This window comes from Agrobacterium sp. 22-214-1, from assembly GCF_053522465.1.
Map to the genome: position 1 here is coordinate 308213 of NZ_JBNWCK010000001.1, position 25348 is coordinate 333560.

The following is a 25348-nucleotide window of genomic DNA, read 5'->3' on the forward strand; positions in this document are numbered from 1 at the left end:
GACGATGCACGACATTAAATGGATACGTGAAAACCCCGAAGCTTTCGATGCGGCGCTTGCACGCCGAGGTGCTGAGCCCGCCGCCAGCGGCCTGATCGCGCTGGATGAAAAGCGCCGTTCCGTCATCCAGTCCCTGCAGGACATGCAATCGCGCCGCAACGCCGCCTCCAAGGAAATCGGCGCCGCCATGGCGCAGAAGAACATGGAGCTTGCCGAAAAACTCAAGGCGGAAGTCGCCGATCTCAAGGACAACATGCCGCGCGCGGAGGAGGAGGACCGTCAGGTCACCGCCGAGCTCAACGATGCCCTGTCGCGCCTGCCCAACATGCCCTTCGACGACGTGCCCGACGGCAATGACGAGCATGACAATGTGGTGGCCCGCGTGGTCGGCCAGAAGCCCGGCTGGAACCATGAGGCCAGGGAACACTTCGATATCGGCGAAGCGCTCGGCTATATGGATTTCGAGCGCGCCGCCAAGCTTTCCGGCTCGCGCTTCACCGTGCTGACCAGCCAGCTCGCGCGTCTGGAACGGGCGCTCGGCCAGTTCATGATCGACCTCCACACCGGCGAACACGGTTATACCGAAGTGTCCTCGCCGCTGATGGTGCGCGACGAGGCGATGTTCGGCACCGGCCAATTGCCGAAATTTACCGAGGACCTGTTCAGGACCACGGATGGCCGCTGGCTGATCCCGACGGCGGAAGTAACGCTGACCAACCTCGTCTCCGGCGAAATTCTCGATCAGGAGAAGCTGCCGCTGCGCTTCACGGCGCTGACGCCGTCCTTCCGTTCGGAAGCGGGCTCGGCCGGTCGCGACACGCGCGGCATGCTGCGCCAGCACCAGTTCTGGAAGTGCGAGCTTGTCTCCATCACCGATGCGGAAAGCGCTGTTGCCGAACATGAGCGTATGACGGCCTGCGCCGAAGAGGTGCTGAAGCGCCTTGGCCTGCATTTCCGCACCATGACGCTCTGCACGGGCGACATGGGCTTCAGCGCCCGCAAGACCTACGATCTGGAAGTGTGGCTGCCCGGCCAGAACACCTATCGCGAAATTTCGTCCTGCTCGGTCTGCGGCGATTTCCAGGCGCGGCGCATGAATGCGCGTTATCGCGGCAAGGACGACAAGGCGACGAAGTTCGTGCACACGCTGAACGGCTCCGGCACGGCTGTCGGCCGTTGCCTGATCGCGGTTCTCGAAAATTATCTGAACGAGGACGGTTCCGTCACAATTCCAGACGTGCTGCTGCCCTATATGGGCGGTCTGAAGCGGATCGAAAAGGCGGCTTAAGAGAGCGCGGCATCGTGCTATTGGAAGGAGAGTCTGCCAATTACTCCGACCGTCATCCTCGGGCCTGTCCCGAGGATCTGCAACCTATCGATTTATTTGGACGTGATTAGATCCTCGGGACAGGCCCGAGGATGACGTTGAGTGAACTGCACACTTCACCGCCGGAGGAAAGGATGCTCCGTCACTGAAGACATGAGAAGCGGAGAGAGAAACATGCGGATTTTGCTGACGAATGACGACGGTATTCACGCCGAAGGTCTGGCCGTGCTGGAGCGTATCGCCCGCACGCTGTCCGACGATGTCTGGATCGTCGCGCCGGAGACCGACCAGAGCGGTCTCGCGCACTCGCTGACACTGTCTGAACCGCTGCGTCTGCGAAAAGTTTCCGACAAGCATTTCGCGCTGCGCGGCACGCCGACCGATTGCGTCATCATGGGCATTCGCGAAGTGCTGCCGGAGAAGCCGGATCTCGTGCTCTCCGGCGTCAACGCCGGCGCCAACATGGCCGATGACGTGACCTATTCCGGCACCATTGCCGGCGCCATCGAAGGCACGCTGCAGGGCGTGCGCTCCTTTGCGCTCAGCCAGGCGTTCAGCCACGCCGACGGCCGCGTCGTGCCGTGGGAAGTCGCCGAAACCTATGCGCCGGACCTCCTGCGCAAGCTGATGAATGTGGAACTGCCCGATGGCACCTTCCTCAATCTCAATTTCCCCAATTGCGCGCCCAAGGATGTGCAGGGCGTTTCCGTGACCGGGCAGGGCAAGCTCGATTTCGGCCTGACGGTGGAAGAACGTCAGGATGGCCGCGGTTTTCCCTATTACTGGCTGCGCTTCGGCGAGCGTCTCGGCACCTTCCGCGAAGGCACTGATATCCACGCTTTGAAACATGGCAAGATTTCCGTCACACCGCTTAAGCTTGACCTGACGGACTACACGGTGAAGGATCGGGTTGCGCAAGCACTTGGATTCGGAGTCGCCGATTGAAATCCGCAATGGTCGAAAAGGAAGGTTTTGCCGCTCTGGTTCTCCGCCTGCGGGGCGAGGGGATTTCCGATCTCGACCTTCTGACGGCGGTCGAGCAGACGCCACGCTCCAAATTCGTGCCGCCGCAATTTGCGGCGGACGCCTATTCCAGCCGCACGATCCCGATCGACTGCGGCGCCTTCATGGAAGGCGCGGACATGGCGGTGAAGATCCTTGCCCGGCTGCAACTGAAACCCGGCCAACGCGTGCTGGAAATCGGCACGGGCAGCGGTTTCATGACCGCGATCATCGCGCGCCGGGTGGAACGCGTCTTTTCGCTGGAGCGTTACAAGACGCTGGTGCAGCAGGCGCAGAACTGTCTCGACGATCTCTCCATCCGCAATGTCGTCATCCGTCAGGCGGATGGCAGCAACGGCCTGGTGGGCGAGGGCACCTTCGACCGGATTGTTTCAACCGCCGCCTTCACCACCATGCCCCGCTTCTTTGCCGAGCAGATCGTTTCGGGCGGCATGATGATCGCGCCGATCATTCTCGAAGACGAGCGTTGCGTGATGACGCGCTTCTCCAAGACTGGCAGCCGCTTCGAGAAGGAAGAGCTGTTCGAGGCGCCTTACCTGCCGCTCAGCACTCATATTGCGCGTCATTTGTGACAAAATGAAAATTTTGGAGACATTCCATTTTTGTCTCCTAATGTTCTGAATTGCCGCAACTATCTGATTTTCAATATCATTATTGTATCAACATGACGCATCCGGTTTTCGTCATGGTTATCGAAGTGTCAAAAAAGCGCTGAACGGCTTAACGTTTTAACGGCGTGGTAACACTAACGCGCTTTAATCATAAACATCGACGCATGGTTTTCCCCACCTCGGGAAATGGGCCTTGCAAGAAGTGAAATTTGTGCCGGATCGGTCTCGATGCGGCGGGTTGGCGTCAGTGTAGATCGAGTCATGCGTATGAGACATTCGTCTAAAATCGGAAAATCAGTCGCAAAAATGTTCGCAGCGGCATTGCTGGCAAGCGTCGCAACGGGCTGTAGCTCGGATGCAACGCGGTTCAGCGGCCTCTTTTCCAGTGGACCGGATCAGATGACCACGGCGTCAATTCCTGCCCGTCAGGGCGGCGGTGCTTACGGGCAGGCCCCGGTTCCGCAGGGCGACATGAATGGCGGTTACGCCTCTGCCGCACCGCAGGGCGGTTATGCCAACCAGAACATGGCGGGCAATTCCTACCCGCAATCGGGTGGTTATGGCGGCGTTCAGCCTTCCACGGCCCGCTCGGCTTCGGCCTCTCCGGTGCAGCGTTCCGAGCTGTCGGCACCGACGGCGGTGGCAAGCCGCGATCCGTCGACCCGCAACGAAGCCATGGCCCAGCCTTTCCCGTCCGCTCAGCCCAAGGCCGCGCCGTCTCTTGCAGCGCCCGCCCGGCAGGCTGCCGCTCCCGTTGCCGACAATCTGACGACCGCAACCGTTCGTTCCGACAAGAACGGCTGGCATACCGATGGCGCTTCCTCCGTGACCCTGCGTCCCGGCGAAAGCATCGCGACCCTCTCCAACCGCTACGGCGTTCCGGAAAAGGAACTGCTGCGCGTCAACGGTCTGAAGACCGCTTCCGCCGCGCAGGCCGGCCAGTCGATCCTCATTCCGAAGTTCGGCCAGGTCCGCAATGCCGCCAAGGACGCGGCCGGCGATATCGCCCTTAACCGCAACGGCGACCAGCCGACACCGCTGCGTAGCCCCGAGGGGAATGTGGCCGTGCTGCCGTCGCAGGCTGCCGCCCGTGACAAGGTTTCCTCCGAGACCGGCAAGCTGACGCCTCCCGGCGGCAAGCCGCTGCCGCCCACCGGTGGTTACAAGGTTCAGCCGGGCGACAGCCTGGCGAAGATCGCCCGCGAAAACGGCGTGTCGGTCGCTGCCCTCAAGGCGGCAAACGGTCTCAGCAACGAAAGCATCCGCGTCGGCCAGACGCTCAACATGCCAGGCGCTTCGACGGATGCCATCAAGACGGCTTCCGTTCCCGCCAAGGAAGCGGCCAAGCCGGTCGAAACCGCATCGGCCAAGCCTGAGCCCTACAAGGCACCGGCTGCTGCCGCGGCTCCGACTGCGCCTGCCACACCGGCCACCGCCAGTGTCAGTGACATCGAGAAGAAGGCCGACATGGCTTCCGTCGCACCGGAATCCACCGGCATCGGCAAATATCGCTGGCCGGTTCGCGGCGCGGTCATCAACAATTTCGGCGACAATGTCGAAGGTAGCCGCAACGATGGCATCAACATCTCCGTTCCGGAAGGCACGCCGATCAAGGCCGCCGAAAACGGCGTGGTCATCTATGCGGGCAACGGCCTGAAGCAGCTCGGCAACACGGTTCTCGTGCGCCATGACGACGGCAAGGTCACCGTTTACGGCAACGCCGCCAATCTCGACGTGCAGCGCGGCCAGAAGGTCCAGCGCGGCCAGACCATCGCCACATCGGGCATGACCGGCAGCGCCAAGCGTCCGCAGGTTCACTTCGAAGTTCGCAAGGATGCGACGCCGGTGAACCCCTCCAGTTTCCTTGAATAGGTATTGCGTCTCAAGGAATGATGAAGCCGGGTGAAGAGCCCGGCTTTTTCATTTTTGGGGTAGGGATCACGGGAGCTTGCGTTGTCGTTGCGGCAGGCGTTGTGGGCTTCGGCTTTACGGCACTTCTCCTCCGTCATGCCGGACCTGATCCGGCATCCAGCCGACGCGCGTCGGCGCGGCGAGAGGGTCCTTTCAGCCCAAGGACTTGGGCTGGCTGGATACCGGCTCAGGGCCGGTATGACGGAAGTGGGGAGGCCGTCGGCTCGGAAATCGTCCCCGGTTCCGGGGGCATTACCCCTTTACCAGCCCCACCGTCTTCTCGATGAAATCGGCAATGGCGCCGGTATCGTCGAGATCGAAAACCGGCAGCGCCGTGTCCTTCACCGCGTGGTCGGCGGCAATGGCGACGATATGCGGATCGAGCGGCGCAAGCGGTTCGGTCTTGGCGGCCTCCAGCCGGCGTGCTTCGATCTTCGGCACCGGCTCGTATTTATAGCCTTCGATCAGTACCAGATCGCAGGGGGCGAGGCGGGCGAGAATATCCTCGAAGGAGGGTTCCGGTTCGCCGCGCAATTCATGCATGATGGCGAAGCGGGTGCCGGAAACGATGGTGACCTCATGTGCGCCGGCTTGGCGGTGACGCCAGCTATCCGCGCCGACCTTGTCGATATCGAAATCATGATGGGCGTGCTTGATGGTGGAGACGCGGTAGCCGCGCGCCGTCAGCTCGGTGACGATACGGACCGCAAGGCCGGTCTTGCCCGAGTTCTTCCAGCCGGCGATGCCGAAGACCTTCTGTGCCGTCATGATTGCAGGTTCTCCAGATAGCTGCGCGCCAGCGCCAGTTCATCCGGCGTGTTGATGTTGAAGAACGGATCGAGGCTGCCCTTTGCCGTTTCCAGCGGCGGGAAGGCCACGCCGATGGTGACATGGCGGGCGAGATAGGCGCGGATGCGCCGGTTCGCATCGTTCTTCAGCCACGCCTCGAGATCGTCGGCCAGCGCCAGCGGCCACAGCGCAAAGACCGGGTGAAGCTGGCCGCTGGAGGCGGCGATGACGATCGCATTGTCCGACAGGTGCTCGTAAAGCCGCGCCACGAGATCGTCCGGAAAAAACGGGCTGTCGGCGGGTGCCGTCAGGAAGTGGCTCGCCGCATCCCCGCGGTGCTGGAAATGGCGCATGCCGGCCAGAATACCCGCGAGCGGCCCGGCATGGCCGTTCAGCGTATCGGGCAACAGCGGCAGGCCGAAACTCTCCGCCCAGCCATTGGCCGCGTTGATGGTGACATCCGAGACCTGCGGGGTGATGCGGCTGATGACATGGGAGATGAGGGGCGCATCGCCCAATTGCACCATCGCCTTATTGCTGCCCATGCGCCGCGAAAGCCCGCCGGCGAGCACGAGACCGGGTATTTCGAAAGGGGCCGTCATTCCCGCTTTTCCTGCAGCCTTACGACATAGGTGGTGAGGAGGGCGACAAGGCCGGTCGCCAGCATCACCAGAAGAAGCGGCCAGGTTCCGTCCTCCCTGGACAGGACCGAGGAGGCGAGCACCGAGAGCGCTGCGCCGCCGCCGATGGTCATCGCGCCGCCGAGGCCGGAGGCGGAGCCGGCCAGATGCGGCTGGACGCTGACCATGCCGGCATTGGCGCTTGGCAGCGTTACGCCGTTGCCGACACCGATCAATGCAAGCGGGACGAAAAACGCATAGGCGCTTTCCGCCCCGGCGGAGATCAGCAGCATGGTCGTGGCGATGCCCGCAATGGCGATGACATTGCCCGACAGCATCATACGGGTAATGCCGATTTCGCTGGCATAACGGCCGGAGATGAAGTTGCCGAGCATGTAACCGCTGGCCATAAAGAAGAATTGCAGGCCGAGCATGGCCGGCGCAAGCCCGTAAAGCACGCTGCCGACAAAGGGCGCACCGCCGAGGAAGGAGAAGAACATGCCCGATGAGAAGGTCGAGGTCAGCGCGTAACCCCAGAAGAGCGGCGAGCGCAGAAGTTCCGGCCAGGCGTGAAACTGCTGCGAAAAGCTCGCCGATTTATTGTGGTTGGTTTCGCCGAGATCGAACCAGGCGAGCGCCAGAATGCCGACGCCGAGCAGGGAGAGGAGGGCGAAGCTCGACTGCCAGCCGGAAATGTCGTTAAGCAGGCCGCCAACCGTCGGCCCCACCATCGGCACCACGGACATGCCCATGGTCACGTAGCCGATTATGGAGGCCGCCTGTTCCATCGGCACCATGTCGCGCACGATGGCGCGCGCCAGCACGAAGCCGGAAACGACGGCCGCCTGCGCAACGCGCCCGATCATGAAGACGGTGATGTTGGGCGCGAGCATGCAGACGAGCGTTGCGACGATCATGATGGCGATGCTGGCCAGCATGACCGGGCGGCGTCCGAAGAGATCGGAAAGCGGGCCGATGATGAGCTGCAGGCAGGCGGTGGCGGCAAGATAGCCCGAAACGGCAAATTGCATCACCGCGTAGTCGGTCTCGAAATAAACCGCCATGGCCGCAAGCGAGGGCAGGAACACATTCATGCACAGCGCCGCGACGCCGGCGATGACCACCAGCGTGATGATGTGGGGCGGGGTGGTCCTGTCCAGAAAACGGCCGCTGTTCATGTCATTCTCCCGCCTCTTCCGTAACGGCAGTTTTCGTTACGGAAGCCGGCCGTACCGTGGTCGCGGCGGTGGGTGTGGCGGCTGCGCGCTTGGCCATCTGCGAGCGCTTGCGCAGGCTTTCGCGGTAGAAGGTATAAAGGCCCGAGCCGATAACGATCATGGCGCCGACGATGGTGTAATTGTCGATTTTCTCGTTGAAGAAGAACACGCCGATCATGAAACCCCAGAGCAGGCCGGTATAACGGAACGGCGCGACGAAGGAGATTTCGCCTGATCTCATCGACAGTATGATCGCCTGATAGCCGACCAGCACGAGAATGGCCGAAGCGGCCAGATGCGACACGATCATGAAGTTCATCGGTTGCCAGCCGCCGAAGGGCACGATCAGCAGGCCGCCCACCGCCATGTTGACGAAGGCGGTGATGACGGTGATGGCGAGAGAGGGCACATCGGCATACATTTTCCGGGTCAGCAGATCGCGCGCAGCAGTGACGGCGAGCGATGCGACGACCAGAAGCGCACCCGGCGTGAAGCCTTCCGGGCCGGGCCTGATGATGACGAGCACGCCGATAAAACCGACGATGATCGCCACCCAGCGCCGCCAGCCCACGGGTTCGCGCAGGAACAGCGCCGCACCCAGCGTCACCACCAGGGGCAGGGACTGCAATATGGCCGAGGCATTGGAAAATTCGATAAGGCCGAGCGCCGTCAGATAAAGCACGGCCGCCGTCACCTCGCAGAGACAGCGCAGGATGATGATGGGGCGCAGGAGGGATTTCAGCGGCCGGAGCGCGCCGAAATGGCGGGCGGCGATGTAGATCAGCACCACCGTCATGATGCCGCGGACGAACATGATCTGGCCGGTGTTGATATAGGGGGTGACGGATTTCGTCAGGGCGTCATTGGCCGTGAAGCTTGCCATGGCGAGCGCCATCAACAGGGCGCCGCGCGTATTGTCCGTCAATGCCATTCCAAAATATCCCAGACCATGCGCGGTTTTCCCGACGGCCCTTTCGGGGCGATTTGGGCCGCCTTTCCGGCGTGACCGCGCATTCCTCCATGTAAAGAGACGTGGCACGGCACAGCCGGCATTTCAACCGTTTATATGGGTGGGTGGACGAGAAACAGTGTCAGCCGCCGGTCACGCTCATATGGCGGGAGACGGCAGGCCGGTTGTGGGTGCGGTCGATGATGAAATCATGCCCCTTCGGCTTGCGCAGAAGGGCTTCATCGATGGCGCTGGAAAGATAGGCGTCGCTGTCGGAAGCGCGCAGCGCAGTGCGCAGATCGGCGGCGTCATCCTGGCCCAGGCACATATAAAGCGTGCCGGTGCAGGTGAGGCGGACGCGGTTGCAGCTTTCGCAGAAATTATGCGTCATGGGCGTGATGAAGCCGAGCCGGCCGCCGGTTTCCTTCACCGTCACGTAACGGGCGGGGCCGCCGGTCTGGTAATCGCTGTCGATGAGCGTGAAGCTCTTTTCCAGATCGGCGCGCAACTGCGAAAGCGGCAGGTAGCGGTCGGTCCGGTCTTCCTCGATCTCGCCCATCGGCATGGTTTCGATCACCGTCAGGTCCATGCCGCGACCGTGGGCGAAACGCATGAGATCGGGAATTTCGGCGTCGTTGAAGTCCTTCAGCGCCACCGCGTTAAGCTTGATCTTGATGCCTGCGGCCTGGGCGGCGTCGATCCCCTCCATGACGCGGTCGAGATCGCCCCAGCGGGTGATGTGGCGGAATTTGTCGCGGTCGAGCGTATCGAGCGACACGTTGATGCGGCGCACGCCGCAATCGGCGAGTTCTGCGGCGAATTTCGCAAGCTGTGAGCCGTTGGTGGTCAGCGTCAGCTCGGTGAGGGTGCCTGTGCGCACATGCCGGCCGAGGTTCCTCACCAGCGACATGATGTTCTTGCGCACCAGCGGCTCGCCGCCGGTCAGCCTCAGCTTGCGCACGCCGCGCGTTATGAAGACGGAACAGAGCCGGTCGAGTTCTTCGAGCGTCAGAAGGTCCTTCTTCGGCAGGAAGGTCATGTGTTCGGACATGCAGTAGGTGCAGCGGAAATCGCAGCGGTCGGTGACGGAAACGCGCAGATAGGTGATGGCGCGGCCGAAAGGGTCCACCATCGGTGTGCTGTTTTCCGTCAGGGTTTTCGCTTTTTCAAGCGAGCCGGAGAAACCGTTCACGTCCCCATCCTCAATGCGCCTTGCGCCGGGCACACACGCTGAATGTGTGCTCTATTAGCTGATGTAGTGGCTTGCCTATCGTGAGGCAAGTCCGTAATTCTGACGCATATGACGAGCTTGCGGAAGTGAAAAATGAGCGATGCCTGGCCGACCGAGCTGCTTGTGTCGAAAGACCGGCGCGAACTGACCGTTTCCTTCGACGATGGAAGCGTTTACCGGCTTCAGGCCGAGATGCTGCGCGTGCTTTCGCCCTCTGCCGAGGTGCAGGGCCATGGGCCGGGACAAAAGGTCACGGTGCCCGGCAAACGCGATGTTACCATCCGTTCCATGGTCGCCACCGGCAATTATGCGGTTCGCATCGTTTTCGACGATGGCCACGATAGCGGCATCTACACCTGGAAATATCTGAAGGAACTGGGTGAGACCGGGGATGCGCTGTTTGCGGATTATGAGCGGCAGCTCGCCGAAAAGGGCTTGAGCAGGGAACCGCGATACCGGTAGAGAAAACAGCGAGGGAGACGCCCTCGTGAGAATGATGGCAAAGGGGTCGAAGAACTGCTGCGTTTGGCAACGTTGTTGCATCCGCGCTTCGTCACCCCGGACTTGATCCGGGGTCCAGCGCGATCAAGTCCTTGATCGCGGGAGAGTCCTTTCACGGCGCAGACGCGCCGTGGCTGGATGCCGGATCCAGTCCGGCATGACGGAGGAAATGTTCTTGCGCGTTGCCGATAATCGGACGAGGGCAAAGCTCTTGTCTCACTATTTAAACGGGGTGGCGTGTGGCTGTAGAAGCGAACGGAAATGATCTGGCCCAGGTGGTCGTGTTGCTGGCGGCAGGCGTTGTCGCCGCGCCGATCTTCAAGCGCATCGGTCTCGGTTCGGTGCTCGGCTATCTGGCCGCCGGTCTGGTGATCGGGCCTTACGGTCTCGGTTTTTTCTCCGATTCGCAGGCCATTCTGCATATAGCGGAACTCGGCGTGGTGATGTTCCTGTTCATCATCGGCCTTGAAATGCAGCCGTCGCGGCTGTGGTCGATGCGGCAGGATATTTTCGGGCTGGGTGCGCTGCAGGTGCTGGTCTGCATGGCGGGCCTGACATTGATCGGGGTCGGTCTCGGTTTTCCCGTCATCATGTCCTTCGTCGCCGGCACCGGTTTCGTGCTGACATCGACGGCGATCGTCATGCAGATGCTGCAGGAGCGCAACAGCATGTCGAGCCTGAAAGGCCAGCGCATCATCGCCATCCTGCTGTTCGAGGATCTGGCCATCGTGCCGCTGCTGGCGCTTGTCGCTTTCCTCGGTTCGGGCGGCGAACATGTCACGGCGTCGGAGCGCTGGGCTTCCGTCGGTATCGCGCTTGCCGCCGTCGGTGCGCTCATCCTTGCCGGGCGTTACCTTCTCAACCCGTTCTTTCGGCTGCTCGCGGCTTCCGGCGCGCGGGAGGTGATGACGGCTGCGGCGCTGCTGGTGGTGCTGGGTTCGGCGCTTCTGATGCAGGTGAGCGGCCTTTCCATGGCCATGGGCGCCTTTCTCGCCGGTGTGCTGCTGTCGGAATCCTCCTTCCGCCATCAGCTGGAAGCGGATATCGAGCCGTTTCGCGGCATTCTGCTCGGCCTGTTTTTCCTCGGTGTCGGCATGGCGATCGATCTTGCCGTCATCGCCTCCAACTGGCAGCTCGTGGTCATCAGCGTCGCGGGCTACATGCTGCTCAAGGCCTTCCTGATCTATGGCGTGGCGCGGGCGCTCGGCACCACCCGGCGCGAAAGCCTGGAACGGGCGGTGCTGATGGCGCAGGGCGGCGAATTCGCCTTCGTGCTTTATTCGGCCGCCGTCAGCGCCGGCATTCTCGACCGGGAGGCGAACGCCATCCTGACGGCGACCATCATCATCTCCATGGTGCTGACGCCGCTGATGGTCATCCTGCATGACCGGCTGGTGCCGGCGGCGGTTCCCAATACCGACGATCTCGACGTGCCTGAAAATGTCGAGGGCAGCATTCTGTTGATCGGTTTCGGCCGTTTCGGCCAGATCGTCAGCCAGCCGCTTCTGGCGCGGGGTTACACGCTGTCGCTGATCGACAAGGATGCCGACTTCGTGCGCGATGCGGCGGAATTCGGTTTCAAGGTCTATTATGGCGACGGTTCGCGGGCGGAAATCCTGCATGCTGCCGGTGCGAGCACGGCGCGTGCCGTGCTTATCTGCGTCGACGACAAGGAGGCGGCCGTCAGGATCGCGGAGATCGTCAAGCACGAATTCCCGCTGGTTCCGGTTCTCGCCCGTGCTTACGACCGTGGCCATGCCATCGATCTGCTGAAGGCTGGCGTCGATTACCAGATCCGCGAAACGCTGGAATCGGCGCTGAATTTCAGCGAGGAAGTGCTGGGCGCCATGGGCGAGGAGCGGGAAGACGCCGCGCGTCTGGTGGAGGAATTCCGCGACCGCGACGAGGAACGTTTCGCCATGGAAGTCGTCGGCGGCATCTATGCCGGCCGTTCGCTGATCCGTGGCAATGCTCAGCCGGCCGACCTCGTTGCCGCCCGGACTGCGCGCGAGCGGGCCGAGCGGGAAAAGGCGGAAGCGGCAGAGGAATAGGACGCCCCGGTCTTTCGGCGGCGACAGAGGGAATTGGCAGGGATAGGAACGGACATGACGATCATTCGCACGGTTGAGGAATTGAAGGCCATCTATGACAGCACGAGCGAGGCATCGATCGCCAAGGTGACAGCCGCGCTGACGGCCGAATACCGGCTGATGATCGAGACTTCGCCCTTCCTGGCGCTGGCGACGGTCGGGCCGGAAGGCATGGACTGTTCGCCGCGCGGCGACAAGGGCGGCGTGGTCCGGGTGGCCGATGAGAGGACCGTGCTTTTGCCGGACTGGCGCGGCAATAACCGTGTGGATTCGCTTCTGAACATCGTGCGCGATCCGCGCGTGGCGCTGATGTTCCTGATACCCGGCTCGAATACGACGATGCGCATCAACGGCCGCGCCGTGGTCTCCGTCGATCCCGATCTGCTGGAAAGCTTCGAGATGGACGGCAAACATCCGCGCACCGTCATCGTGGTGACAATCGATGAAGTCTATTTCCAGTGCGCCCGGGCGCTGATGCGCTCGGAACTGTGGAACCCCGATAATTTCGTCGACCCGGCTTCGCTTCCGACACCCGGTCTTCTGCTCAAGGCGGCCAAGGCGGAATTCGATCAGGAGACCTATGACCGGGAATGGGCGGCGCGGGCGGCGAAGACCATGTGGTGAGGCGCAATAACGACGCGACCATCGGGCCGCTGAGGCAATCCTCGCAAGGCTTACGCCATTGGCGAAAGCGGAGCATCTCACTCCGTCACCCCGGACTGGATCCGGGGTCTAGCGCGATCAAGTCCTTGATCGCAAGAGGCTTTTTTCACGGCGCAGACGCGCCGTGACTGGATGCCGGATCAAGTCCGGCATGACGGAGGAGATAGTGGCGCACACACCACCATCCTCACGTCCGATAAATCAGCCAGTTCTTGCCGGTATAGTTCTTCTGCATGCCGTCCTCGTAATAGACGGAGCGGTTCCGGCCGGTTTCCTTGGCATGGTAGAGCGCGGTGTCGGCATGGCCGTAAAGCTCGCTCGGGTTGGTGGCCTGTGCGGCGGAAGCGAAGCCGAGGGAGATCGTCACCGTGCCGTAGTCGGCGCCCGATCTTGAATTGCGGAAGGGCGTGCTTTCCAGCGACAGGCGGATGCGCTCGCACATCACCATTACCTCTTCCGGCGTATTGCCATCCAGAATGATGGCGAATTCCTCGCCGCCGCTTCTGGCGACGAAACCATCCTTGCGGACATTGGCGCGGATGACCGAGGCGACGGTGGCGAGAATCTTGTCGCCGACCGGATGGCCGAAAGTGTCGTTGATCCGCTTGAAATGATCGATATCGAGCAGGACGAGCGTGGTATATTGCAGGCCGATGGAGCTGTCATAGACGGATGCCAGCCGGTCGTCGAAGGCGCGCCGGTTGGACAGGCGCGTTAGCGAATCCGTATTGGCGATGCGCTTGTACTCATCCAGCTCCAGACGCACCTGATGCATTTCCTCGGCATGGCGGTTGACATCGTTGAAGGCCTTTTCGCCGTCGATGATTTTCGAGCCGGTTGCCTCGGCCAGCAGCGAAATCGCATTCCTCAGAATATTGCTGCTGGCGGCATTCTTGTCATCGATGCGCTGGCGCGTTTCACCGAGAATCCTGTTGTAGTTTTCGATGGAGCATTGTTCGCGCCTCAGCGTGCCCAGAAGGCCCTCCAGTTCGCGTCTGAGCTTCTCATGCGCATCGTCGATGGACCGGGCGGGGTTGCCTTCCCCGTAACGTGAGGACAGCTCGTCCAGATCCTCCTGCGTGACCCGGTTTCCAAGCGCGGCCAGATCCTTCGTCAGGGCAGGGTTCGAACCGATATAGGCTTCGTAAAAGAGGTTGTAGTTACGCGGGATCGGCGAAACACCCATGCTCCGCATGGCATAGGCAATCTGCCCGGCAATGTCGGGCCCCGTGGTTTTGGGCGTGGATGCCGTGTTCATCAAGAAACTCCAGTGAGTCTGCTTATCGACTATGATTATTATTATGAAGCTCGTTTTTGAAAGCTTAATTTATGGGAAACTAATTTTTGCGCCCGGAAACTTCATTTTCGTCACTTTTTATTTTATTTAATTGATAAATATAAGTAATTTTCATTTTGAAGAATTCCAGAATTTTTTCCCTCTACTATTCGCCTTGGTGACAGCATCGCATTTATTCTGTCAATCCCAATAACGGGATTCGTGTGATTTATTTTGGCACAACAATATGGAGAAATAATCCCGCGGCGGAAAGGCATGGTGGTTTTTGAATTCGTGGAAATCCCGCCTATAGGCGGTTTTTTTTATCATTCGTGTCGGGATACAGGAATGTTACAGTCTTATCTTCGGTTCCTGTGCCATGCGGCACGCGGCGGTGCCGTTTTGTGACGGCGCGGCAACCATTCGGTAAGGTTCAGGAAGAGGCGAGTTATGCTGCCGGCCGCAGGTCCGGCTGTATCGCCTGCGTGTCAGGATCTCAGCCGGATGACCGGGCATTCCGCCCCAGCCGCCGCCGCTGGCCCATTTGGCGGGCGCACGATCAGCCCGTCGGAATGGGCCAATATCTTCATCATCGATGAATCCTGCTTCGCATGGGCTTCCGCCACCAGCAGGCCGTTTTCGTCCGTGTTGAGACGGGCGCGCAGATAATCCTGCCGGTGATCATTCGCTTTTAAAGGCGTGGCGGTGCGGGCGGTGGCCGTGCGTTGCAGCGGCGCGCGGCGGGCGATGCTGCGGAGCAGCGGTTCGAGGAACAGCAGGCCGCAGACGAGGCTGGCAACCGGGTTTCCGGGCAGGCCCAGAACCTGCATGGCGCCGATGGACCCGACCATCAGCGGTTTCCCCGGACGCATGGCGATGCGCCAGAAATCGAGCTGCATGCCTTCCGCCTTCAAGGCGGCCTGCACGAGGTCGTGGTCGCCGACGGAGGCACCGCCGAGCGTCACCAGCACATCGACTTTCGCCGCGACAGCCTTGCCGATGGCGGCGCGGATCAGCCTGTCATCATCGGCGATGATACCGAGATCGAGAACCTCGGCACCCGCCTGCCGGGCGAGGGCGGCGACGCCGAAGGTGTTGGAGGCGATGATCTGAGCGGGCTGCGGCGCGCTTCCCGGCGGCAGCAACTCATCGCCGGTGGCGAGGATGGCGATGCGCGGCCTGCGATAGACGGTGAGCGCGGCATGGTTCATCGCCGCCGCGAGCGTCAGGTCGGTGAAGCCGAGCTCACGCCCGGCCTTCAGGGCCGCTTCGCCTTCGGCAAAATCCTGTCCGCGCGGGCGGATATGTCGCCCGGCGGTGACGTCGAAGGCGGTGCGGATTTTTCCGCCCTCCAGCACTTCGGCATCTTCCTGAATGAGAATGGTGTCCGCACCCTGCGGCACGGGCGCGCCGGTGAAGATGCGCACGGCCTGGCCTTCACCCACCGTGCCGGTAAAGGCATGGCCCGCGGCGGCCTGACCGATGACGGTGAGGACAGAGCCTATCGCCGCCGCATCGGCGCTGCGCAACGCATAACCGTCCATAGCCGAGGCATCGAAGGGGGGCTGGGTGAGGCGTGCAATGAGATCGGCCGAGAGAACCCGGCCGTCGCATTCGGCGAGCGGCAGGGTTTCGCTTTCGGTCACCGGAACCGCTGCTTCCAGAAGGCGTCTTGTGGCCTCATCCACGGGCAGCAGCGGTTTCATTCACGTCTCCTGTCGCCGGAAATCGCCGGATTTGCCGCCGCTCTTTTCCAGAAGGCGGATATTGACGATTTCCATCGCCTTGTCGGCGGCCTTGGCCATGTCGTAGATCGTCAGGCAGGCGATGGACACGGCGGTCAGCGCTTCCATCTCCACGCCGGTCTTACCGGACAATTTTACCAGCGCTTCGACCCGCAGGCCGGGCAGGGCGGCGTCTTCGGTAATGTCCACCGCCACCTTTGTCAGCATCAGCGGATGGCAGAGCGGGATGAGGTTTGCCGTCTGCTTGGCGGCCATGATGCCGGCGAGGCGTGCGGTGCCAATGACATCGCCCTTCTTGGCGTTGCCCTCGCGGATGAGCGCCAGCGTTTCCGGCTTCATCTTCACGAAACCTTCGGCGACGGCGACACGGACGGTCTCGGCCTTGTCGCCGACATCGACCATATGCGCTTCGCCGCCGGCATCGATATGGGTGAGCTTTCCAGCCTCGCTCATCGGTGCATTATTCCGCTGCCAGAATGCCGGATTGGCCGGTCAGCAGCGCTTTGGTCGCCGCCGTCACATCGTCCTTGCGCATCAGGCTTTCGCCGACGAGGAAGGTGCCGATACCGCTTTTTTCGAGACGCTTACAATCCTCGAAGGTGAAGATGCCGCTTTCGCCGACCAGCAGCTTTTCCGCCGGCACGAGGCCTGCGAGCTTCTCGCTGGTTTCGAGGCTGACTTCGAAGGTGCGCAGGTTGCGGTTGTTGATACCGAGAAGCGGCGAGGCGAGCTTCAGCGCCCGTTCCGTTTCTTCCTCATCGTGCACTTCCACCAGCACATCCATGCCGAGCGCGAAAGCCTCGTCTTCAAGGCGTTTCGCCTCGTCGTCGGACAGCGAGGCCATGATGAGGAGAATGCAGTCCGCGCCCCAGGCGCGCGCCTCATGCACCTGATAGGTTTCGAACATGAAATCCTTGCGCAGCGCCGGCAGGGCGCAGGCATTTCGGGCGGCGGTCAGGAATTCCGGGGCGCCCTGAAAGCTTGGGCTATCCGTCAGCACCGAAAGACAGGCGGCGCCACCGGCTTCATAGGCGGCGGCCAGCGCCGGCGGATCGAAATCCGGACGGATGAGGCCCTTGGAGGGGCTGGCCTTCTTGATTTCGGCGATCAGGCCGAACTTGCCTTCGGCCTGCTTTGCCCGGAGCGCCCTGTAGAAACCGCGCGGCGCGCTCTGGCCTGCGGCCATGGCCTTCAGATCGGCCAGCGAAACCTTCGCCTTGGCGGCGGCGATTTCCTCGCGCTTGTAAATTTCGATCTTTTTCAGAATGTCGCTCATGATCTCGCTCTCATTCCTGATCCTCGTTGGACACGGCAACCAGACGGTCGAGCGCGGCTGCGGCCTTGCCGCTATCCAGCGCCTCGCTGACGATCGCCATCGCCTGAGACAGTGTTTCCGCCCTGCCGGCGATAACCAGCGCTGCGGCCGCGTTGCACAGCGACACGTCGCGATAGGCGTTGCGCTTGCCGGACAGAACCTCGCGCAGCGCCGCCGCATTGGCAATCCCGTCGCCGCCCTTCAGATCTTCCATGGAAGCGGGCTCGACCCCGAAATCCTTCGGCGTCAGGTCGAAGGTGCGGATCTTGCCATTTTCCAGTGCCGCCACATGGGTAACGCCCGTGGTCGTCACCTCGTCCATGCCGTCGCCATGCACGACCCAGATGCTTTCCGAACCCAGATCGCGCAGCACTTCCGCAAGAGGCACCAGCCAGCGCGGCGAAAAGACGCCGAGCAATTGCCGTTTGGCGCCGGCCGGGTTGGAGAGGGGGCCGAGCAGGTTGAAGATGGTGCGCGTGCCGAGTTCGACGCGGCTTGGGCCGACATGCCGCATGGCCGAATGGTGCAGCTGGGCGAACATGAAACCGAGACCCGCCTCGCTGATGCAGCGGGCGATGAGTTCAGGACCGATATCGAGCTTTACGCCGAGCGCGGAGAGCGCATCCGCCGTGCCGGATTTGGAGCTCAGCGCCCGGTTGCCGTGCTTGGCGACCGGCAGGCCGGTGCCGGCGACGATGATCGAGGCGAGCGTCGAGATATTATAGGTGCCGATGCCGTCACCGCCGGTGCCGACGATATCGATGGCATTGGCGGGGGCCGAAACCGGCAGCATGCGGGAACGCATGGAGGAGACGGCGCCGACGATTTCGTCCACCGTCTCGCCGCGCACGCGCAGCGCCATCAGGAAACCGCCGATCTGCGACGGCGTGGCTTCGCCCGACATCAGAATGTCGAAAGCCGCCCGCGATTCCTCGCGGTTCAGGCTTTCTCCATTTGCGACCTTGGCGATCAGCGGCTTCAGTTCGGCCATCTTGTCGCCCCCCGGGTTAGAAGCCGACCATCGCCTGATCGGCGAGGGCCTGATTGATGGTGACACCATAGTCATTCTGCAGGCGGTTGACCATCTGGTCCAGCATGTCGTCGCCTGCCGCGCGGGCAATGGCGGCGAACTGCTGGTCGTCATTGGCGAGCGCGTCGGCAGGCGCATTGGTGTCGACCGAGGTGACCTTGAAGAGGATGCGGCTGGAACCGTCGGCATCGGCCGCCGTGCCCACCTTGCCCTCCGCGCCGGAGAAGACCGCCGCGATGGTCTGCTGGCCGAAAATAGCGTCTTCGCTGTTGCGGCGCAGGCCGGACTTCTGTTCGACGGCAAGGCTCAGCTCACCGGCCACGGCTTCCAGCGTGTCGCCCTTTTCGACGCGCGCCTTCAGTTCCTCGGCCTTGGCGGCAAGCGCGTTGCGCTGCTGCTCCGCCGTCCAGTCGGCCACGACATCGTCGCGGACTTCGGCAAGCGTGCGGTCGCGGGCGGCGATGATCTGGTCGACATCGAACCAGATGTAGCCTTCACGGCCGAGATTGATCGGCAGCGCTTCCGTGCCGGGTTCGGTCTTGAAGACCTCCTGCGCGAGCTGCGGGGAGGGCAGGCCCTGGACCGAATCGCCCTTTTCATCGAGGCCGGAAGCGTCGATGGCGGCGATGGTGACGGGTTTCAGGTTCAGCTGCGTTGCGGCATCGGCGAGCGAAGAACCGCCGGCGCGCAGATCCTCGTAACGGTCGTGAACATTGGTGATTTCTTCCGCAGCGGCGGCGGTGGCGAGGTCCTTGCGGATATCTTCCTTCGCCTCTTCCAGCGTGCGGGTCGTTTCCGGCTTGATGCCGGTGACGCGCAGGAGAACCGGGCCGAAGGAACCCTGGACCACCGGCGATACACCGCCATCCTTCTGGATGGCGAAAGCCGCGTCGGCAATCGACTGGTCGGGGATGGTATCCCTGGTGAATTCGCCGAGGGTCACGTCGGAAGCGGTCTTGCCCTGATCCTTCACCACCTGGTCATAGGTGGTGTTGCCGAGGCGGATCTGCTCGGCGGCGGCCTCTGCCATTTCCTTTTCAGGGAAGGTCAGTTGCTCCACCGTGCGGCGGCCGGCGGTGCGGAAGCTGTCCTTGTGGCTGTTATAATAATCGGCGATCTGGGCGTCGGTGACGGCGGCCTGATCGGCGATATCGGACGGCTCAAGCTTCACATAGGTAAACTTGCGGAACTCGGGCGCGCGATATTTCGTCTTGTTGGTTTCGAACCAGGGAGCAAGCACGTCGTCGCCCGGCGCCTTGACCGGCGGAATGACGGCGTTCGAAAGAATGACGTAATCGACGGCGCGCTGCTCGTTGCGATATTGCTTCAGCGCATCCACCAGCACCTGCGGTGCGGCAAAACCATCCGAGACGGCTTCGACGATCTGACTGCGGACGGCGACCTTGCTGCGTTCCTTGATATAGTCATCCTCGCGGAAACCGGAATTGCGCAGGCGCTCGCTGAAGAGATTGCGGTCGAACTGGCCGTTGACCGCCTTGAAGGCCGGGTCTTCGGCAATGAGGTTGGCGAGGCGGTTTTCCGAAAGGCCGAGATTCATTCTGGAGGCCAGCTCGTCAAGCGCTGCACCGGCCGCAAGCTGGCTGAAGACCTGACGGTCGATGCCGAAGGCCTTGGCCTGCTCGGTCGTCAGCCTTGTGCCGAACTGGCGGCTGAGATCGGAAATCTGGCGCTGATAGGCGAGGCGGAATTCCTCGGGGCTGACCGTCTGGTCGCCCACCGTCATGACAGCGTGGGAATTGGCGGTGACAAGCGATGCGGAAACGCCCCAGATGCCAAAAGAGACAACAAGCAGGAGAAGCAGCAGCTTGGCTGCCATGGTTCGAGAAGCATTTCTCAGGGAATCGAGCATCGTTATGCAAACCTCACAGGAACGTCATCGCGGTCGCCGGCTGTCCGGCCCGCAACGTATCGGCGTTCCTTAAATCAATCCAAACGGAAATTGAAGGGAATTTGCCTTGGAAAAACGGGGTTTTGAAAACGCTTGTGTGATTGGAGGTGGGATTTTCCGCCATCGTCTTCGCCGCGTTGCCCCCTGCGAGGCGCAAAATAAAACCGCCCGGAAGGTCCAGGCGGTTGAAAAGAATCACTTTTAAGCGGCCGTCTGCCCGGCCCGTCGCGCTCAGAAGGCGCGGTCGCGCCGGATCATCGCCTTGAATTCCTCGTCTTCACGTCGCATTTCGGCGACCACGGAGACCATCGATGTCACGAACATAACGCTGATCAGGGCAAGAAGCATTGTCAGAAATGTGAACATGATATCGTCTCCGGGAGTTTCGAAAAAATTCTCTCCGTTATCAGTAGTAATTCATATACTGATAACGGGCGGTCAGCTGCGGATAGTCCGGTCCCAGCTTTTCAGGCTTCTGTTCATAAAGGCTAAACGTCGTTGCTACCATCGCGATAACCAGTACTGTCCAGGCTGTGCTGATGACGCTGATTTTCGCCGAAGTAGACTGTTTTTCTCTTATAAACATCTGTCCGTTCCTTTGGTTCTTTCTTAACGCGCCATGTCCAAACATGTTCCGCGTCAACCGTAAAAATCGATTAGCATCGCGCCTGTGAAACTTCCTTGAATGGCTCGTTCATCTGGCGTTCAGGAAACTGGCTGATGTCGTCATTCGAGAAAAAGATACTCGGCTGCGAATGAAGCGATGATCGAAAGGACGATCATGAAGGCCAGCATTTTCAATTCTCCGGATGCTTAACGAGTGAGGGGCGTTTCGGTTTCCCGATGCCGTGCATTTAGACAAAATAGCTGTGAAACCGCACTGAACGGCCCATTCATCCGCGGTTCACGCCGCAGCCGCGCTTGTGAGGGGTGGTTATAAAGTCTTGCGCCGCGTGCCTCTCCATGACAAAAGGCGGCACATATGCTGAAGCGTCGAGACGCGCCCACCACCTGAGAGCGATATGACGATTGCCTTTTATCCAGGATCCTTCGATCCGATGACCAACGGACATCTGGATGTGCTTATTCAGGCGCTGAACGTGGCGTCGAAAGTCATCGTTGCGGTCGGCATTCATCCCGGAAAAGCGCCGCTGTTCAGCTTCGAGGAGCGGGCAGGGCTGATAAAGCGGGCGCTTGCCGAACATCTGCCGGGCGAAGCGGCGCGCATGGAAGTCGTCTCCTTCGATAATCTGGTCGTCGATGCGGCCCGTCAGCACGGCGCGCGCCTTCTGCTGCGCGGCCTGCGCGACGGCACCGATCTCGATTATGAAATGCAGATGGCCGGGATGAACCGCCAGATGGCGCCCGATATCCAGACCGTATTCCTGCCCGCCGGCACCTCGTCGCGACCCATTACAGCCACATTGGTCCGGCAGATCGCCGCCATGGGCGGCAATGTCGACGCCTTCGTGCCGAAAGCCGTGCTTGAAGCCCTCAACGCCAAGCTGAAGCGCTGACTTCAGCCCCACATTCTGGAGCCAATCCGATGAAACTCGTTCGATTTGCCTTTGCCGGCGCCATGTTTGCAGGCGCGCTTGCCGCCAGCACCTTCGCTTCCGCCGCCGAACTCCTGACCGTGCAGCTGAAGGACGGCCCCGTCGTCATCGAGCTGATGCCGGAAGTCGCGCCCAAGCACGTGGCGCAGATCGAGGCGCTGGCCAAGAAGGGCGCTTATGACAATGTCGCCTTCCACCGCGTCATCGACGGTTTCATGGCGCAGACCGGCGACGTGCAGTATGGCAACATGGAAAAGAGCTTCAACGCCCAGCGTGCGGGTACGGGCGGTTCCGACCTGCCGGATATTCCGGCCGAATTCTCCAAGGTTCCCTTCACGCGCGGCGTGGTCGGCATGGCCCGCTCGCAGGATCCGAATTCCGCCAATTCGCAGTTCTTCATCATGTTTGCCGACGGTCCGTTCCTGAACGGCCAGTATACCGTGGTCGGCAAGGTCGTGTCCGGCATGGAAGCCGTGGACAAGATCAAGCGCGGCGCCGGCGGCAATGGCGAAGTTTCCAACCCCGACCGGATGATCAAGGTCACCGTCGGCAAGAAGTAAGGTAGGGCAATAGAGCCCGAACAGAGGAGAATAACCATGGCCGAGATCAAGGATCCGGAAAACACCATCATCATGGAAACGACGACCGGCAAGGTCGTGATCCAGCTGCTGCCGGAAGTTGCCCCTAGCCACGTCGCCCGCATCAAGGAACTCGTATCGGAAGGCGCTTATGACGGCGTCGTTTTCCACCGCGTCATCGAAGACTTCATGGCCCAGACGGGCGACGTGAAGTTCGGCAAGAAGGGTGCGGAAAGCTTCAACCCGGCCCGCGCCGGCATGGGCGGCTCCGACAAGCCGGACCTGAAGGCCGAATTCTCCGCCATTCCGCACGTGCGCGGCACCTGCTCCATGGCCCGTTCGCAGAACCCGAACTCCGCCAACTCGCAGTTCTTCATCTGCTTCACGGATTCTCCGTGGCTCAACAAGCAGTACACCGTCTGGGGCCAGGTCATCGAAGGCATGGAAGCCATCGACAAGGTCAAGCGCGGCGAGCCGGTGAAGGACCCCGATTCGATCGTTTCCATCAAGCTCGCTTCTGCGGCCTGAGGATAGCGTATAAAGTGTTTACCCGCTCCGCAGGAAACTGCGGGGCGTTTCACATTGATGACAAGGGTGCCAACCTCTCAGCCGTCATCCTCGGGCTTGTCCCGAGGATCTAACGATCCCCGACGGCAACGTGGTTAGATCCTCGGGACAAGCCCGAGGATGACGTCTCGTTAGACGAAGCCTTGTCACTACCCACCACCCGCCCCATTGAGGGCGGGTTTTGATATTTTCGAGAGCCCTTGCAATGCGTGTAGACCTGTTCGATTTCGATCTGCCCGAGGAGAATATCGCCCTGCGCCCGGCGAACCCGCGCGACAGCGCGCGCCTGCTGGTGGTCGATCCGAATGAGAACCGCATGGAAGACCATCGCGTCTTCGACCTGCCGTCCTTCCTGAGGCCTGGCGATGCGCTGGTGTTCAACGACACCCGCGTCATTCCCGCCCAGCTTGAAGGTGTCAGGCTGCGCGAAGGCGCGCCGGAGACGGCGATTTCGGCCACGCTGCACATGCGTACCGATCAATCCCGCTGGAAAGCCTTCGCGCGTCCCGGCAAGCGCATCAAGCAGGGCGACCGCATCCGTTTCGGTTACGAGCGCGACAATGCCTGCGGCCTTGCCCATCTGGAAGCCACCGTCGAGGAGAAGGGCGAGGAGGGCGAGATCACGCTGCTGTTCGACGTCTCCGGCCCGGTACTGGACGAGGCGATTACCTCCGTCGGCCATATTCCCCTGCCGCCCTATATCGCCGCCAAGCGCCCGGAAGATGCGCAGGACCAGACCGATTACCAGACCATCTACGCCCGCGAAAAGGGAGCCGTTGCCGCCCCCACCGCCGGGCTGCATTTCACGCCCGATCTGTTTGCCGCGCTGGACAAGGCGGGCATCGAGCGGAATTTCGTGACGCTTCACGTTGGGGCAGGCACCTTCCTTCCGGTTAAGTCCGACGATACCGACGATCACAAGATGCATTTCGAGATCGGCCATGTGTCGCAGGAAACCGCCGACCGGCTGAATGCCGTCAAGGCGCGCGGCGGACGGATCGTTTGCGTGGGCACGACATCGCTGCGCCTGATCGAAAGTGCGGCCGATGAGAATGGCGTTATCCACCCATGGTCCGACGCCACCGGCATTTTCATCACGCCGGGATACCGCTTCCGTGCGGTCGATATTCTGATGACGAATTTCCACCTGCCGAAATCGACGCTGTTCATGCTCGTTTCGGCTTTCTGCGGTCTCGAAACGATGCGTGACGCTTACAGGCACGCCATCGAAACCGGATACCGCTTCTATTCTTATGGCGATTCCAGCCTGTTGTTCCGGAAAAACTGATGCACGACAAATTCACCTTCACCCTGAAAGCCACGAGCGGCGGCGCACGCCTCGGCGAAGTCGCCATGCCGCGCGGTGTCATCCGCACGCCCGCCTTCATGCCGGTCGGCACGGTCGGCACCGTCAAGGCCATGTATCTCGATCAGGTGCGGGAGCTTGGGGCCGATATCATTCTCGGCAATACCTATCACCTGATGCTGCGGCCGGGTCCTGAGCGTGTTGCCCGCCTTGGCGGTCTGCATGAGCTGATCCGCTGGCCGCATCCGATCCTCACCGATAGCGGCGGTTTTCAGGTGATGTCGCTTTCCGGCCTGCGCAAGCTTGACGAGCAGGGCGTGACCTTCAAGAGCCATGTGGATGGTTCGCTGCATCACATGTCGCCGGAACGGTCGATTGAAATTCAGGGCATGCTCGATTCCGATATCCAGATGCAGCTCGATGAATGCATCGCGCTGCCGGCCGAGCGCAAGGAAATCGAGCGCGCCATGGAAATGTCGCTGCGCTGGGCCGAGCGCTGCCGCGTCGCCTTTGGCGAGCAACCCGGCAAGGCCATGTTCGGCATCGTGCAGGGCGGCGACCAGCCGGATCTGCGCATCCGTTCCGCAGAGGGACTGAAGCAGCTCGATCTCAAGGGTTATGCGGTCGGCGGCCTTGCCGTCGGAGAGCCGCAGGATGTGATGCTCGGCATGCTCGATATCACCCTGCCGGTGCTGCCCACCGAAAAACCGCGTTACCTGATGGGCGTCGGCACGCCCGATGATATCCTGAAATCGGTGGCGCGCGGTATCGACATGTTCGACTGCGTGATGCCGACCCGCTCCGGCCGCCACGGGCTTGCCTTTACCCGTCGCGGCAAGGTCAATATCCGCAATGCCCGCCATGCCGAGGATATGCGCCCGCTCGACGAGCAGTCCAACTGCCCGGCCTCGCGCGATTATTCCCGCGCCTATCTGCACCATCTCACCCGCGCCAACGAGGCGCTGGGCGGCATGCTGCTCTCCTGGCACAATCTTGCCTATTATCAGGAGCTGATGCAGGGTATCCGCAAGTCTATCGAGGAAGGCCGTTTCGCCGATTTTTATGCGGAAACCATCGAAATGTGGGCGCGGGGCGATATAGACCCGGTTTAGGTTGCAGAGCTTCCCCCACACT

General features: G+C 61.5%; 26 protein-coding genes. 12 read left to right on the forward strand and 14 right to left on the reverse strand.

The window, feature by feature from the left end:
* Positions 1 to 4 precede the first annotated feature (4 nt).
* From serS to ACQZ5G_RS01630, 4 genes are all read left to right on the forward strand, one after another.
* Positions 5 to 1288: a serine--tRNA ligase gene (gene serS / locus ACQZ5G_RS01615; RefSeq protein WP_269832060.1), complete on the forward strand. Its 1284-nt coding sequence runs from the start codon at positions 5 to 7 to the stop codon at positions 1286 to 1288.
* 213 nt (positions 1289 to 1501) lie between these two features.
* Complete coding sequence (gene surE, locus ACQZ5G_RS01620) at positions 1502 to 2272, forward strand: 5'/3'-nucleotidase SurE (protein WP_003522730.1); 771 nt, start codon at positions 1502 to 1504, stop codon at positions 2270 to 2272.
* On the forward strand, positions 2269 to 2922 hold the full coding sequence (locus tag ACQZ5G_RS01625) for a protein-L-isoaspartate(D-aspartate) O-methyltransferase (protein ID WP_003522731.1): 654 nt from the start codon (positions 2269 to 2271) through the stop codon (positions 2920 to 2922). The genes surE and ACQZ5G_RS01625 overlap by 4 nt, the downstream gene beginning before the upstream one ends.
* A gap of 345 nt (positions 2923 to 3267) precedes the next feature.
* Entirely contained in the window at positions 3268 to 4833 is a 1566-nt protein-coding gene (locus ACQZ5G_RS01630; protein ID WP_188128923.1) for a peptidoglycan DD-metalloendopeptidase family protein, read from the forward strand.
* A gap of 291 nt (positions 4834 to 5124) precedes the next feature.
* On the opposite strand, the gene mobB is transcribed toward ACQZ5G_RS01630, so the two are convergent.
* The 5 genes from mobB to moaA form a co-directional block, all read right to left on the reverse strand.
* Entirely contained in the window at positions 5125 to 5640 is a 516-nt protein-coding gene (gene mobB, locus ACQZ5G_RS01635) for a molybdopterin-guanine dinucleotide biosynthesis protein B (protein ID WP_448736789.1), read from the reverse strand.
* Entirely contained in the window at positions 5637 to 6263 is a 627-nt protein-coding gene (gene mobA / locus ACQZ5G_RS01640; protein WP_059760192.1) for a molybdenum cofactor guanylyltransferase MobA, read from the reverse strand. Before mobA ends, mobB begins: the two co-directional genes overlap by 4 nt.
* Complete coding sequence (locus ACQZ5G_RS01645) at positions 6260 to 7459, reverse strand: multidrug effflux MFS transporter (RefSeq protein ID WP_448736790.1); 1200 nt, start codon at positions 7457 to 7459, stop codon at positions 6260 to 6262. Before ACQZ5G_RS01645 ends, mobA begins: the two co-directional genes overlap by 4 nt.
* Position 7460: 1 nt before the next feature.
* Positions 7461 to 8429: a DMT family transporter gene (locus ACQZ5G_RS01650; protein WP_448736791.1), complete on the reverse strand. Its 969-nt coding sequence runs from the start codon at positions 8427 to 8429 to the stop codon at positions 7461 to 7463.
* A gap of 160 nt (positions 8430 to 8589) precedes the next feature.
* Positions 8590 to 9639 carry a GTP 3',8-cyclase MoaA gene (gene moaA / locus ACQZ5G_RS01655; RefSeq protein WP_448736792.1) on the reverse strand — a complete coding sequence of 350 codons (1050 nt, stop codon included), beginning with the start codon at positions 9637 to 9639 and terminating at the stop codon, positions 8590 to 8592.
* A gap of 132 nt (positions 9640 to 9771) precedes the next feature.
* Here moaA and ACQZ5G_RS01660 point away from each other — a divergent pair, with 132 nt between their 5' ends.
* The 3 genes from ACQZ5G_RS01660 to ACQZ5G_RS01670 all read left to right on the forward strand — a co-directional run bounded on the left by ACQZ5G_RS01660 (position 9772) and on the right by ACQZ5G_RS01670 (position 12893).
* Positions 9772 to 10140, forward strand: a complete 369-nt coding sequence (locus ACQZ5G_RS01660) for a gamma-butyrobetaine hydroxylase family protein (protein WP_003522738.1) — start codon at positions 9772 to 9774, stop codon at positions 10138 to 10140.
* 278 nt (positions 10141 to 10418) lie between these two features.
* Positions 10419 to 12230, forward strand: a complete 1812-nt coding sequence (locus tag ACQZ5G_RS01665) for a monovalent cation:proton antiporter-2 (CPA2) family protein (RefSeq protein WP_080816894.1) — start codon at positions 10419 to 10421, stop codon at positions 12228 to 12230.
* A 54-nt stretch (positions 12231 to 12284) separates the two neighbouring features.
* Complete coding sequence (locus ACQZ5G_RS01670; RefSeq protein WP_262535431.1) at positions 12285 to 12893, forward strand: pyridoxamine 5'-phosphate oxidase family protein; 609 nt, start codon at positions 12285 to 12287, stop codon at positions 12891 to 12893.
* A 226-nt stretch (positions 12894 to 13119) separates the two neighbouring features.
* On the opposite strand, the gene ACQZ5G_RS01675 is transcribed toward ACQZ5G_RS01670, so the two are convergent.
* The 9 genes from ACQZ5G_RS01675 to ACQZ5G_RS01715 form a co-directional block, all read right to left on the reverse strand.
* Positions 13120 to 14190 (reverse strand): GGDEF domain-containing protein, encoded by a 1071-nt coding sequence (locus tag ACQZ5G_RS01675; RefSeq protein WP_003522741.1) that lies wholly within the window; start codon positions 14188 to 14190, stop codon positions 13120 to 13122.
* Between the two features lie 506 nt (positions 14191 to 14696).
* Positions 14697 to 15914: a molybdopterin molybdotransferase MoeA gene (locus tag ACQZ5G_RS01680; protein ID WP_448736793.1), complete on the reverse strand. Its 1218-nt coding sequence runs from the start codon at positions 15912 to 15914 to the stop codon at positions 14697 to 14699.
* Positions 15915 to 16406 carry a cyclic pyranopterin monophosphate synthase MoaC gene (gene moaC / locus ACQZ5G_RS01685; RefSeq protein ID WP_065655981.1) on the reverse strand — a complete coding sequence of 164 codons (492 nt, stop codon included), beginning with the start codon at positions 16404 to 16406 and terminating at the stop codon, positions 15915 to 15917.
* Between the two features lie 7 nt (positions 16407 to 16413).
* Positions 16414 to 17229 (reverse strand): indole-3-glycerol phosphate synthase TrpC, encoded by an 816-nt coding sequence (gene trpC / locus ACQZ5G_RS01690; protein WP_269827610.1) that lies wholly within the window; start codon positions 17227 to 17229, stop codon positions 16414 to 16416.
* 10 nt (positions 17230 to 17239) lie between these two features.
* Complete coding sequence (gene trpD / locus ACQZ5G_RS01695; RefSeq protein ID WP_080851826.1) at positions 17240 to 18259, reverse strand: anthranilate phosphoribosyltransferase; 1020 nt, start codon at positions 18257 to 18259, stop codon at positions 17240 to 17242.
* Between the two features lie 16 nt (positions 18260 to 18275).
* Positions 18276 to 20168, reverse strand: a complete 1893-nt coding sequence (locus ACQZ5G_RS01700; protein ID WP_448736794.1) for a peptidyl-prolyl cis-trans isomerase — start codon at positions 20166 to 20168, stop codon at positions 18276 to 18278.
* Positions 20169 to 20181: 13 nt separating this feature from the next.
* Positions 20182 to 20406 carry a hypothetical protein gene (locus ACQZ5G_RS01705; RefSeq protein ID WP_448736795.1) on the reverse strand — a complete coding sequence of 75 codons (225 nt, stop codon included), beginning with the start codon at positions 20404 to 20406 and terminating at the stop codon, positions 20182 to 20184.
* 32 nt (positions 20407 to 20438) lie between these two features.
* Positions 20439 to 20573: a hypothetical protein gene (locus ACQZ5G_RS01710; RefSeq protein ID WP_003522748.1), complete on the reverse strand. Its 135-nt coding sequence runs from the start codon at positions 20571 to 20573 to the stop codon at positions 20439 to 20441.
* A 40-nt stretch (positions 20574 to 20613) separates the two neighbouring features.
* A complete protein-coding gene (locus tag ACQZ5G_RS01715) occupies positions 20614 to 20793 on the reverse strand; it encodes a hypothetical protein (protein ID WP_003522749.1) in 180 nt (59 codons plus the stop codon).
* A gap of 436 nt (positions 20794 to 21229) precedes the next feature.
* Here ACQZ5G_RS01715 and coaD point away from each other — a divergent pair, with 436 nt between their 5' ends.
* The 5 genes from coaD to tgt all read left to right on the forward strand — a co-directional run bounded on the left by coaD (position 21230) and on the right by tgt (position 25326).
* Positions 21230 to 21724 (forward strand): pantetheine-phosphate adenylyltransferase, encoded by a 495-nt coding sequence (coaD, locus tag ACQZ5G_RS01720; RefSeq protein WP_059760169.1) that lies wholly within the window; start codon positions 21230 to 21232, stop codon positions 21722 to 21724.
* Between the two features lie 29 nt (positions 21725 to 21753).
* The gene (locus ACQZ5G_RS01725) at positions 21754 to 22323 is read left to right on the forward strand and encodes a peptidylprolyl isomerase (protein ID WP_400158001.1); all 570 of its coding nucleotides are present in this window, start codon (positions 21754 to 21756) and stop codon (positions 22321 to 22323) included.
* Positions 22324 to 22359: 36 nt separating this feature from the next.
* Positions 22360 to 22869: a peptidylprolyl isomerase gene (locus ACQZ5G_RS01730; RefSeq protein ID WP_003522752.1), complete on the forward strand. Its 510-nt coding sequence runs from the start codon at positions 22360 to 22362 to the stop codon at positions 22867 to 22869.
* A gap of 244 nt (positions 22870 to 23113) precedes the next feature.
* Entirely contained in the window at positions 23114 to 24196 is a 1083-nt protein-coding gene (queA, locus tag ACQZ5G_RS01735; RefSeq protein WP_448736796.1) for a tRNA preQ1(34) S-adenosylmethionine ribosyltransferase-isomerase QueA, read from the forward strand.
* On the forward strand, positions 24196 to 25326 hold the full coding sequence (gene tgt / locus ACQZ5G_RS01740; protein WP_003525145.1) for a tRNA guanosine(34) transglycosylase Tgt: 1131 nt from the start codon (positions 24196 to 24198) through the stop codon (positions 25324 to 25326). The genes queA and tgt overlap by 1 nt, the downstream gene beginning before the upstream one ends.
* Positions 25327 to 25348 lie beyond the last annotated feature (22 nt).